Annotated in this window: 11 protein-coding genes; 10 read left to right on the top strand and 1 reads right to left on the bottom strand. The window is 71.2% G+C overall.

What is annotated here, in order from left to right; translation table 11 throughout:
* Positions 1-49: 49 nt before the first annotated feature.
* The 8 genes from QM728_RS12535 to QM728_RS12500 are packed head-to-tail and all read left to right on the top strand — an operon-like array spanning position 50 to position 7,178.
* Positions 50-298: a glutaredoxin family protein gene (locus tag QM728_RS12535; protein ID WP_415032337.1), complete on the top strand. Its 249-nt coding sequence runs from the start codon at positions 50-52 to the stop codon at positions 296-298.
* 13 nt (positions 299-311) lie between these two features.
* On the top strand, positions 312-980 hold the full coding sequence (locus QM728_RS12530) for a redox-sensing transcriptional repressor Rex (protein WP_415032336.1): 669 nt from the start codon (positions 312-314) through the stop codon (positions 978-980).
* Positions 977-2,335, top strand: coding sequence for a glutamyl-tRNA reductase (locus QM728_RS12525; protein WP_415032335.1), 1,359 nt, complete (start codon positions 977-979; stop codon positions 2,333-2,335). Before QM728_RS12530 ends, QM728_RS12525 begins: the two co-directional genes overlap by 4 nt.
* Entirely contained in the window at positions 2,332-3,261 is a 930-nt protein-coding gene (gene hemC, locus QM728_RS12520; protein WP_415032334.1) for a hydroxymethylbilane synthase, read from the top strand. The genes QM728_RS12525 and hemC overlap by 4 nt, the downstream gene beginning before the upstream one ends.
* A 41-nt stretch (positions 3,262-3,302) precedes the next feature.
* Complete coding sequence (locus QM728_RS12515) at positions 3,303-4,976, top strand: uroporphyrinogen-III synthase (RefSeq protein WP_415032333.1); 1,674 nt, start codon at positions 3,303-3,305, stop codon at positions 4,974-4,976.
* A 19-nt stretch (positions 4,977-4,995) separates the two neighbouring features.
* Positions 4,996-6,006 carry a porphobilinogen synthase gene (gene hemB, locus QM728_RS12510; protein WP_415032332.1) on the top strand — a complete coding sequence of 337 codons (1,011 nt, stop codon included), beginning with the start codon at positions 4,996-4,998 and terminating at the stop codon, positions 6,004-6,006.
* 9 nt (positions 6,007-6,015) lie between these two features.
* Positions 6,016-6,624, top strand: coding sequence for a hypothetical protein (locus tag QM728_RS12505; RefSeq protein ID WP_415032331.1), 609 nt, complete (start codon positions 6,016-6,018; stop codon positions 6,622-6,624).
* On the top strand, positions 6,621-7,178 hold the full coding sequence (locus QM728_RS12500) for a DUF3093 domain-containing protein (protein WP_415032330.1): 558 nt from the start codon (positions 6,621-6,623) through the stop codon (positions 7,176-7,178). The genes QM728_RS12505 and QM728_RS12500 overlap by 4 nt, the downstream gene beginning before the upstream one ends.
* A gap of 45 nt (positions 7,179-7,223) precedes the next feature.
* Here the strand turns inward: QM728_RS12500 and QM728_RS12495 are convergent, their stop codons facing one another.
* Positions 7,224-9,188 (bottom strand): acyl-CoA dehydrogenase, encoded by a 1,965-nt coding sequence (locus QM728_RS12495; RefSeq protein ID WP_415032329.1) that lies wholly within the window; start codon positions 9,186-9,188, stop codon positions 7,224-7,226.
* A gap of 105 nt (positions 9,189-9,293) precedes the next feature.
* On the opposite strand from QM728_RS12495, the gene QM728_RS12490 reads away from it, so the two are divergent.
* Positions 9,294-10,172, top strand: a complete 879-nt coding sequence (locus QM728_RS12490) for an SGNH/GDSL hydrolase family protein (RefSeq protein WP_415032328.1) — start codon at positions 9,294-9,296, stop codon at positions 10,170-10,172.
* Between the two features lie 71 nt (positions 10,173-10,243).
* Positions 10,244-11,572, top strand: a complete 1,329-nt coding sequence (gene hemL, locus QM728_RS12485) for a glutamate-1-semialdehyde 2,1-aminomutase (RefSeq protein WP_415032327.1) — start codon at positions 10,244-10,246, stop codon at positions 11,570-11,572.
* The last annotated feature ends 3 nt before the right edge of the window (positions 11,573-11,575 follow it).

The following is an 11,575-nucleotide window of genomic DNA, read 5'->3' as shown; positions in this document are numbered from 1 at the left end:
ACTCCAACACTAATCGCAATGGCACACTGGTGGAGGTGAGGAGGGCGACATGCGAATCGTGTTGCTGAGCCGGGCTGGCTGCAGCGCCTGCGACACCGCGCGCGGCGACCTGACGCGGATCTGTGCCGATCTCGGCGAGGGTTTCGACGAGGTCGACGTCGACGAGCGCGCGGCGGCCGGGGACGCCGAGTTGCGGGCCGAGTACGGCGACCGACTGCCCGTCATCCTGCTCGACGGCGACGAGCACAGTTATTGGACCGTCGACGAGGGGCGCCTGCGCAACGACCTCGCGTCGTAGATATCCTGTTCCAATGACGTCGCTGTCTGAGAGCAGACCGACGGCCAGGATTCCCGGCCCGTCGGTGGCCCGCTTGGCGACCTACCTGACCGCCCTGCGCGAGCGCGCCGCGACCGGCGTCACCGTCATCTCCAGCGCCGAACTCGCCCAGGCCTCCGGGGTGAACCCGCTGATCCTGCGCAAAGACCTGTCCTACGTCGGCGGGCACGGCGTCCGCGGCGTCGGCTACCAGGTGCACAAACTGATCGCGACGGTCTCGATGGCGCTGCACAGCGACTCGGCCCAGGTCGTGGCCCTCGCCGGCGTCGGCTCGCTCGGGCGGGCACTGCTCGCGCACACCGGCAAAGACCCCCGCTACACGCTCGGCGCCCTGTTCGACGACGACGTGGACCTCGTTGGCACCCGCCTGGACCCGGACGGCCCGATCGTGCAGCCGCTGAGCGCCATCGGCGGCAGCGCGGCCGACGGCGAGCCCTTCGACATCGGCGTCATCGCCACCGACGACGCCAGCGCCCAAGCGGTGTGTGACGCCTTCGCGGCGGCCGGGGTCCAGCAGATCCTCAACGTCACAACCGTGTCGCTGACTCCGCAAGACGGCCAGTCCATCCGCCGGATTGACCTAGCCTTGGAGTTGCAGCTGTTGAACTTCGCGGCTGCGGCGGAGAAGGTGAGCCCGTTGTGAGCATCCTGTTGTTCGGTGTGTCGCACCGCAGCGCCCCGGTCGGGGTGCTGGAGCGGTTGGCCATCTCCGAGCACGACCGCCCCAAGATCGTCGACAAGCTGCTCACCGCGCAGACCATGTCCGAGGCGATGGTCGTGTCCACCTGCAACCGCGTGGAGATCTACGCCGTCGTCGACGCCTTCCACCCGGCGCTCGAGGCCGTGGGCAACGTCCTCGGCGAGCACTCCGGCCTCAGCATCAACGAGATGACCCAGCACGCGTACGTGCGCTACTCGGAGTCGGCGGCCGAGCACCTGTTCACCGTCGCGGCCGGACTCGATTCCCTCGTCGTCGGCGAGCAGCAGATCCTCGGCCAGATCCGCAGCGCCTACGCCAGCGCCGACGCAAACCGCACCGCCGGCCGCGTGCTGCACGAGTTGGCGCAGCAGGCGCTGCGCGTCGGCAAACGGGTCCACACCGAGACCGGCATCGACCGGGCCGGCGCCTCCGTCGTCTCGGTGGCCCTGCACAAGGCCCGCGGCGTGCTCGACTCGGCGGGCGGCGAGCTGCGCCGCGGCGTCGTCCTGGGCGCCGGCGCGATGGGCGGGCTGTCGGCCGTGCACCTGGCGCGCGAGGGCGTCAACCAGATCACCATCGTCAACCGCAGCGTCGAGAAGGCGCAGCGCCTGGCCGACAACGTCGCCGCCAACCACCCGTTGGTCACCGCCGTCGGCGTCGGCCTCGACGAACTGCCGGCCGCGATGGCGTCGGCGGACGTGCTGATGACCTGCTCCGGCTCGGTCGGCTCGGTCGTCAGCGTCGCCGAGGTGCACCACGCCCTCGCCGCGCGCACCGCCGAGACCCCGCTGGTCATCTGCGACCTCGGCCTGCCCCGCAACGTCGACCCGGCCGCGGGACGCCTGCCCGGCGTCGAGCTCATCGACATCGAGGGCCTGCGCGGCGACGAGGAGGCCCAGGCCGCCGAGACCGACGTCGTCGGCGCCCGCGCGATCATCGCCGCCGAACTCGCCGACTACCTCGCCGCCCAGCGCCGCGCCGAGGTCACCCCGACGGTGACCGCGCTGCGCCAGCGCGCCAACGACGTCGTCGAGGCGGAGATCCTGCGCCTGGAGTCGCGCCTCCCCGAGATGTCGGACACCGAGCGCGACGAGGTCGCCAAGACCGTGCGCCGCGTCGTCGACAAGCTGCTGCACGCCCCGACCGTCCGGGTGAAGCAACTGGCGGCGACCGCCGACGGCGATCAGTACGCGCAGGCGCTGCGCGAGCTCTTCGAGCTCAAGCCCGGTGCCGCGGAGGCGGTGGCCGCGCCGGACGCCGACGCGCTGCTGCTGCCCGACCAGGACGGACCCCAATGACCCCTCCGGTGCTGCGCATCGGGACCCGCGGATCACTGTTGGCCACCACCCAGGCCGGGCACGTCGCCCAGGCTCTGACCGACGCCGGACACCCCGCGGACCTCGTCATCATCAAGACCGAGGGCGACCTGTCGGCGGCCCCGGTGGCCGAGATCGGCGTCGGCGTCTTCACCACTGCGTTGCGCGTGGCCCTGCGCAACGACGAAATCGACGTCGCGGTGCACTCCTACAAGGATCTGCCCACCGCGCCCGAATCCGACCTGGTGATCGCGGCCGTCCCGACCCGGCAAGATGCACGAGATGCCCTGGTCAGCGTGGGAAACCGGGTCTTGGGGGAGCTGCCGCCCGGAGCCACGGTGGGCACCTCGGCCCCGCGACGGGTCGCGCAGCTTAGAGCATTGGGTCTCGGTTTGGAAATCCGCCCCCTAAGAGGCAACCTTGATTCTCGGTTGGGCAAAGTCGCCAACGGTGAACTCGACGCAGTCGTGGTTGCCCGGGCCGGGTTGGCCCGCATCGGCAAGACCGAGGTCATTGCCGAAGCGTTCGATCCGGTGGTGCTGCTGCCGGCGCCGGCCCAGGGAGCCCTGGCCGTCGAGTGCCGCACCGACGATGCCCAACTGGTGAGCACGCTCGCCACGTTGGACGATCCGTCCAGCCGTGCGGCGGTCGACGCCGAACGCGCAGTGCTGGCGGCCCTGGAGGCCGGTTGCACCGCGCCGGTCGGGGCCTACGCCGAGGTCGTCGAGTCTCTCGACGACGACGGTCGGATCTTCCTAGAGCTGTCGCTTCGTGCGGCGGTCGCCGCCCTCGACGGGTCCGATGTGATCCGGAGTTCGGCGGTCGGCCCGATCGAACGGGCGGCAGACGTGGGGCGCGAGCTCGCAGCGGAAATGCTGGAGTCAGGAGCCGCGTCGCTTCTGGCCTAGCAGACGAACTACCACCCCGCAGGGGTAGGAGAGTGCGACTGATGAGCCGGACGACTAAGAAAGTCACCCCGGGACGGATCCTGTTCGTGGGCGCCGGTCCGGGCGACCCGGATCTGCTGACGGTTCGCGCGCGCAGCGTGCTGACCAACGCGACGACCGCGTTTATCGACCCCGACGTCCCGCCCGGCGTCGTCGAACTGATCGGCAAGGTGCACCGGCCGGAGGTCGCGCCGACCACCCGGCGCACCAAGGCCGCCCAGCCCGAACCGGCCGACGCCGACCAGGCGCAGGACGCGACCGCTGCCGATCCCGCCGCCGACACCGCTGACGAGGCCCCCGAGGACCCGGTGAACATCCACCCGGCGCTCGGCGATCCCGCCGACGTCGCGAAGACCCTCGTGGCCACCGCCAAGACCGGCACCGACGTCGTGCGCGTCGTCGCCGGCGACCCCCTGACCTCCGACGCCGTGCACGCCGAGGTCACCGCCGTGGCCCGCACCGTCGTCCAGTTCGAGGTGCTGCCCGGCCTGCCCGCCGCCGCGGTCGTGCCCAGCTACGCCGGCATGGCGCTCGGCTCGGGCTACACCGTCGCCGACGTCCGCGGCGACGTCGACTGGGCCCGCCTCGCGTCGGCCCCGGCGCCGCTGGTGCTGCACGGCACCGCCAGCCACCTCGCCGAGGCGATGTCGGCCCTCATTGAGAACGGCCTGTCTGCGAGCACCCCGGTCGCAATCACCGTCAACGGCACGACCTGCGCCCAGCGGACCATCGAGGCCACGCTGGAGACCGCCGCCGAGCAGGGTGGCGAGCTCACCGGCCCGCTGCTGCTGACCGTCGGCAAGATCGTCAACCAGCGCGGCAAGCTCTCCTGGTGGGAGTCGCGCGCCCTCTACGGCTGGACCGTCCTGGTGCCGCGCACCAAGGAGCAGGCCGCCGACATGAGCGAGCGCCTGGTCGGCCACGGCGCCATCCCCAAGGAAGTCCCGACGATCGCCGTCGAGCCGCCGCGCTCGCCGGCGCAGATGGAACGCGCCGTCAAGGGCCTCGTCGACGGGCGCTACCAGTGGGTGGTGTTCACCTCCACCAACTCGGTGCGCGCCGTGTGGGAGAAGTTCGCCGAGTTCGGCCTGGACGCCCGCGCCTTCTCCGGCGTGAAGATTGCCTGTGTGGGCGAGGCGACCGCCGACCGCGTCCGCGCCTTCGGCATCGAGCCGGAGCTGGTCCCGTCGGGCGAGCAGTCCTCGCTCGGCCTGCTCGAGGACTTCCCGCCCTACGACGAGGTCTTCGACCCGGTCAACCGGATCCTGCTGCCCCGCGCCGACATCGCCACCGAGACCCTCGCCGAGGGCCTGCGCGAGCGCGGCTGGGAGATCGACGACGTCACCGCCTACCGCACGGTGCGCGCCGCGCCGCCGCCCGCGGAGACGCGCGAGATGATCAAGACCGGCGGTTTCGACGCGGTCTGCTTCACGTCGAGCTCCACGGTGCGCAACCTCGTCGGCATCGCCGGCAAGCCGCACGCGCGGACCATCGTCGCCTGCATCGGCCCGAAGACGGCCGAGACCGCGATCGAGTTCGGCCTGCGCGTCGACGTCCGCCCGGAAACCGCGTCCATCCCGGACCTGGTCGAGGCGCTGGCGTCGCACGCCGCCCGCCTGCGCGCCGAGGGCGCCCTGCCCCCGCCGCGCAAGAAGTCGCGCCGCTCGCGGTCCTAGGCTCACTAGACTCGACGCCGTGACTGCTGACCGAGTGCCCGGCCCGACGATCCGTCCGCGCCGCCTGCGGTCGACGCCGGCGATGCGCCGACTGGTCGCCGAGACCGATTTGGCCCCGCGGCGGCTGGTGCTCCCGATGTTCGTCGCCGACGGCATCGACGAGCCCAAACCGATCGCGTCGATGCCCGGCGTCGTCCAGCACACGCTCGATTCGCTGCGGTCGGCCGCGGACGAAGCGGTCGCGGCCGGCGTCGGCGGGCTGATGCTCTTCGGCGTCCCGCGCGCCGCCGACAAGGATGCGATCGGCTCCGGTGCCGACGCCGCCGACGGCATCCTCAACTGCGCGCTCGGTGAACTGCGCAAGGACCTGGGCGATGCGACGGTCCTGATGGCGGACACCTGCCTCGACGAGTTCACCGATCACGGGCACTGCGGCGTCGTCGACGACGACGGCCGCGTCGACAACGACGAGACCCTGCAGCGCTACGCCGCGATGGCCGTCGCACAGGCCCGCGCCGGCGCTCACGTCCTCGGGCCCAGCGGGATGATGGACGGCCAGATCGCCGCGATCCGCACCGCGCTCGACGACGCGGGCTTCGACGACATCGCGCTGCTTGCCTACACCGCGAAGTACGCGTCGGCGTTCTACGGCCCGTTCCGCGATGCCGTCGACTCGTCGCTCGACGGCGACCGCCGCACCTACCAGCAGGACGCCGCGAACCGTGCCGAAGCGCTGCGCGAACTCGAACTCGACCTCGCCGAGGGCGCCGACATGGTGATGGTGAAACCGGCGATGGCCTACCTCGACATCCTCGCCGACGTCGCCGAGGTGGCCACCGTGCCGGTCGCCGCCTACCAGGTCAGCGGCGAGTACTCGATGATCAGCGCGGCCGCCGAGCGCGGCTGGATCGACCGTCGCGCCGCGGTCCTCGAATCGCTGACCGCGATCCGTCGGGCGGGCGCGTCGATCGTGCTCACCTACTGGGCCGCCGAAGTCGCCGGCTGGCTCAGCGGCGGCGACGGTCAGTAGCCTGGACTCATGACCGTTCCACAGCAGCCAGAGCGCCCCGCGCTGGCGTCGCCGATCGCCATTGCGACGGAATTGTGGCTGGTGGTCATCGCCGCGATGTCGGTCGCGACCATCGGCAGCTACCCCCGCCTGCGCGAGGTGATGGTCGACTACCGCGACAACCTGCCGAAGGACGCGAGCGCATCGGTGCGCGAGTCGGCGGACCTGCTGACGCAGTCGTCGGTGGTGATCACCTCGCTGGTGCTGTCGGTCCTGCTCGCCGCGGCCGTGGCGCTCGTGGGCATGGTGTTCGTGCGGCAGGGCTACAACTGGGCCCGACTGCTGCTGTCGGCGTTGAGCGCCTACCTCGTGGCCAACGGACTGCTCACCTTCGCCGGTGAGCGCGCCTGGACGCAGGTCCCCCAGTTGATCGCTGCCGGCTGCGCCGGTGGTGCCCTGCTGCTGCTGATGCGCCGCGAATCCGACACCTACTGCCGGGAGATGGCCGAGTTCCGCGCCGCGACCAAGGAGCCCGCCGTACCGCCGACCGGAGCCTGGTCGCAGCAGCCGTGGCAGTTGCCGCCCCAGCCGCCGCAGGGCCCGCCCGCCCCGCCGCAGAACCCGGGAGGTCAAGCGTGAGCGACTCCGACGAGCCCATCGAGGAGTCCCTCGACGACGTCGAGGTGCTGCCCGGCCCCTTCGAGGGGCTGACCCCGATTCCCGACGACGTCGGCGAGGTCCTGTACGCCGAGCCCGGCAGCAGCTGGTGGCCGATCTTGATCGGCCCCATCCTCATCGGCGCCATTCTGATCATGGAGGCCCTCGGGCCCGGCCAGGTCCACTGGCTGGTCATGGGCATCTTCTTCGTCGTGATCACCGGCCCGGTGTACCTGTTCATCACGGCGGCGAAGGAGTTCGCGAGCGTCGAGCTCACCGAGAAGACCCTGCGGTGCGGCACGCGGCGGATCTGCCTGTGCGACATCGCGACGATCTACCCGGAGAACAACGGCAACGACTTCAAGGACTGGCAGAAGGCCACCGCCCTCGGCGGCCTGCCGACCGTGCCGCGCGGCCGCAAGGGCATCGGCCTCAAGATGGTCAACGACAAACTGACGCAGGCCTGGGCGCGCGACGTCGACGTCCTGCGGACCGAGCTCACCCAGGCCCACCTCGCCGTCCAGATGGGCCTCTAGCCCCCTTTACGCCGAGTGGGCGGTCAGATCACGCCGAGTGGGCGGTCAGCCGTGCTCGAGCATGGGCGCGACGAGGAGTTCCTCCGGGATGCCGAAGGCGTCGACGAGGGTCCGTGCGTAGGGGCGCAGGTCTGAGCACAGCTCGTTGACGCCGCGCCGGATCGCCTTCGCGCGCTCCACCGAGACGTGGCGGTGCATCAGGAACCACGAGAGGTCGTTCTCCAGCGCCGAGTACACGTACAGGTCGCAGACCTTGCCGAGGAGTTCGGCGGCCGCTTTCGAATCGCAGTCGGCGATGGCCTGGATGAACGACTCCAGCACGAGCCGCTCGATGTGGGCGTTGGCCGCCTTGAGCAGGTGGTCCTGCGCGTCGTTGAAGACGGCGAACGGGTCGTCGGCGTCGGCGGCCTTGCGCAGGCGCTGGGCGCACGTGCGGCGCAGGTGCTCCTCGCGGTTGCGGAACAGGCGGACCTGGGTGCCGCGATTGGTCAGCTCGGAGTCGTCGGTGTTCTCGTCGGAGGAGTCGAGCACGGTCTGCACGACCTGGCGCACCGCGGTCTTCTCGGCGACGGTGTCGCCGACCATGCCCGCGACGAACTTCACCCAGCCGGCGGCGTTGAGGCCGCGCATCTCCTCGCTATAGGAGCCGAGCAGCTCCTTGCCGACCAGCTGCGTCAGCACGGTGTTGTCGCCCTCGAAGGTGGTGAACACGTCGATGTCGCCGCGCAGGATCGACAGCTGGTTCTCGTCGAGGTAGCCGGCGCCGCCGCACGCCTCGCGGCAGACGTTGATGGTGTGGCTGGCGTGTCCGCTGCCGTAGGCCTTGAGGCCGGCGGCCCAGCCCTCCAGGACGCGCTGGCGCTTCTCGTCGACGTCTTCGGGCTTGAGCGTCTGAACGTCGTGCAGTTCGGCGGTGAGCTCGTTCTGCGCGAAGGCGATGGCGTACGACTTCGCCAGCAGCGGGAGCAGCTTCCGCTGGTGCGCGCGGTAGTCGAGGATCGTCACCTCGCTCGACCCGTCCGGGGTCTCGAACTGCTTGCGGATCAGCGCGTACCGCACGGCCAGGGTCAGCGCCTTGCGGGCGGCGGCGCCCGCCGTCGCACCGACCGAGACACGACCGCGGATGAGCGTGCCGAGCATCGTGAAGAAGCGACGGTTGTCGCTCTCGATGGGGGAGCTGTAGGTGCCGTCCGCGGCGACGTCGGCATACCGGTTGAGCAGGTTCTCGGCCGGGATGCGGACGTCCTTGAAGGAGATGCGCCCGTTGTCGACGCCGCGCAGACCGCCCTTGTAGCCGCAGTCGGACGTCGTGATGCCGGGCAGGTCGTTGCCCTTGGCGTCGCGCAGCGGCACGTAGAAGCAGTGCACGCCGCGGCTGTGCGGTTCCTCGCCGGGTCCGCCGGTGATCAGCTGCGCGAAGACCGCCGACACCTTCGCGTGCTCGCCGGCGCCGCCGATGTAGTCCTTGCGGGCCAACTCGGTGGGGGAGTTGAGGATGAATTCCTGCGTCTTCGGGTCGTAGGTCGCGGTGGTCTCCAACGACTGCACGTTGGAGCCGTGGCCGGTCTCGGTCATGCCGAAGCTGCCGAGGAGCTTCAGATCGATCAGGTCCTTGACGTACTTGTCGTGGTGGCGCTTGGTGCCGAGGTTCTCGACCGCGCCGCCGAACAGCCCCCACTGGACACCCGACTTCACCATCAGCGACAGGTCCGCGTAGCCGAGCATCTCGATCCCGACGATGGCCTTGCCGACGTCGCCGGTGCCGCCGTGCTCCTTGCGGAAGCCCGCGGACACGAAGTTCTTCTTCGCGAGGATCTTCATCTCTTTGAGGATCTTCGCGCGCGACGGCCCCAGGTCCAGCGCGGGATCGGCGAGCAGGTCCGAGCGGGAGATTTCCTTGCGCAACTCGTCGCGGGTCTGCGCCCACGGGCCGTCGAGCGCGGCGCGCAGCCCGTCGAGGGTGGTCTTGTCGGAGATCTGGTCAGCGGTCGTCGGGTCCGATTCAGCCATGTGTCCACCGTAGGCGACCGGTCGTCGTGACGGCAGGGGCCGGGCCGATCCGGTGCTGCGAGTTGGCTGTGGGCGACCGCCGCGCGAGCGCCTACCCTCGACGATGTGCAGACGAGACGGGTGATCGCCGCCGCCGGGTGCGCGGTGGCAATGGCGGTGGCCGGGTGTTCGCCCGGCGACGACGGTCCGGCGCCTTCCGCGGCCCCGGTCGGCGCGCGGTACGCGCACCTCGGCGACAGCTACGCCGCGGGCTCGGGCATCGACCCGATCATCCCGGACTCGCCGGCCATGTGCCTGCGCTCGCAACTGAACTTCGGCCAGCTCCTGGCCAAGGCCCGCGGCTATACCGGCGCCGACTTCGCCGACAGCTCGTGCGGTGCGGCGACGACCGCCAACGTGACCGCCACCGACCAGTACTTCGGGGTGCCGCCCCAGGTCGAGGTCCTCGGCCCGCGCACCGAGCTCGTCACCTTGATGATCGGCGGCAACGACGACCGCCTGTTCCTCGACGTCGTCTCCGACTGCGGCTCGGTCGCCGGCAGCGACCCGACCGGGGATCCGTGCCGCCGCGGCCACCGCGGTGAGTTCGACGAACGGATCGACGACGTCGTCGCGCCCGCCGTCGACGACGCGGTGGCGACCGTCCGCGAGCGGGCCCCCAACGCCAAGCTCCTCGTCGTCGGCTATCCGCGCCTGCTGCCCGCCGACCACGGCTGCTACCCGCAGGTCGGCGTGGCCAGCGGCGACGTCGCGTACGTCAACGAACTGCTCCAACGGGTCAACCGGGCCCTTCGCGCCGCGGCCGAGGCGCACGACGCGGTGTACGTCGACACCTGGTCCGCGTCGGTGGGGCGCGACGCGTGCGAGAGTCCCGAGCGGCGCTGGATCGAGCCGACGCAGGGCTCGCGGATCCGCACGACGGCGCACCCCAACGCCGCTGGTCAGCGGGGGATCCTGGCGGCCGTCGAGGCGGCGCTGCGCTGATCGACCGTCGAACCTGACAGCACGCTGAGCCGGATTGGGTTTCACCGGGCGTTTTTGGAACACTGGACGTCGTGACTGTGAGCCCCGAGCGACGCACCGCGGTGTCGGCCGAATCCTTCGCCCGCGCCGAGCAGGTCATCCCCGGCGGCGTGAACTCTCCGGTCCGCGCGTTCTCCGCCGTCGGCGGTACTCCGCGCTTCATCGCCTCGGCGGCCGGTTGCCGCCTCACCGATGTCGACGACAACGTCTACGTCGACCTCGTCTGCTCGTGGGGCCCGATGATCCTGGGCCACGCCCACCCCGCCATCGTCGACGCCGTGCGGACGGCCGCCACCGGCGGGCTGTCCTTCGGTGCGCCCACCCTCGCCGAGGTCGAGCTGGCCGAGGAGATCGCCGCGCGCGTCGACCCGGTCGAGCGTGTGCGCCTGGTCAACTCCGGCACCGAGGCCACCATGTCGGCCGTGCGCCTGGCCCGTGGCTTCACCGGCCGCGCCAAGATCATCAAGTTCGCCGGCTGCTACCACGGCCACGTCGACGCCCTGCTCGCCGACGCCGGCTCGGGCGTCGCCACCCTGGGCCTGCCGACCTCGCCCGGCGTCACCGGCGCTGCCGCCCACGACACCATCGTGCTGCCCTACAACGACCTCGGCGCCGTCGAGGCGGCCTTTGCCGCGCACGACGGTCAGATCGCCGCCGTCATCACCGAGGCCGCCGCCGGCAACATGGGCGCGGTGGCCCCGCTCCCCGGGTTCAACGCCGGCCTGCGGAAGCTGTGCGACGAGAACGGCGCGCTGCTGATCATCGACGAGGTGATGACCGGCTTCCGCGTCAGTCCCGCCGGGTGGTTCGGCCTGGAGGGCATTGGCGGCGACCTCTACACCTTCGGCAAGGTGATGAGCGGCGGGCTGCCCGCGGCGGCGTTCGGCGGTCGCGCCGACGTCATGGCCCACCTCGCGCCGACGGGGCCGGTCTACCAGGCGGGCACGCTGTCGGGGAACCCCGTCGCCGTCGCCGCCGGGCTCGCCACGCTGCGCAACGCCGACGCGGCCGCCTACGCCACGCTCGACGCCAACAGCCGACGGCTCGGCGACCTGATCGGCGCGGCACTCACCACCGCCGGCGTCGGACACCGCGTCCAGTACGCGGGCAACCTGGTGAGCGTTTTCTTCACCGACCGGCCCGACGACCCGATCACCGACTACGACAAGGTGCGGGCCACCCAGACGTACCGCTTCGCGCCGTTCTTCCACGCGCTGCTCGACGGCGGGGTCTACCCGCCGCCCAGCGCGTTCGAGGCGTGGTTCGTCTCCACCGCCCTCGACGACGACGCCTTCGAGACCATCGCCGCGGCGCTGCCGAGTGCGGCCGCCGCGGCCGCAGCCGCCACGGGCGGGGAGTAGGAC

This window comes from Gordonia sp. (in: high G+C Gram-positive bacteria), assembly GCF_047602025.1.
Lineage (GTDB): Bacteria > Actinomycetota > Actinomycetes > Mycobacteriales > Mycobacteriaceae > Gordonia.
This window is presented reverse-complemented; position numbering and strand designations above follow the sequence as displayed.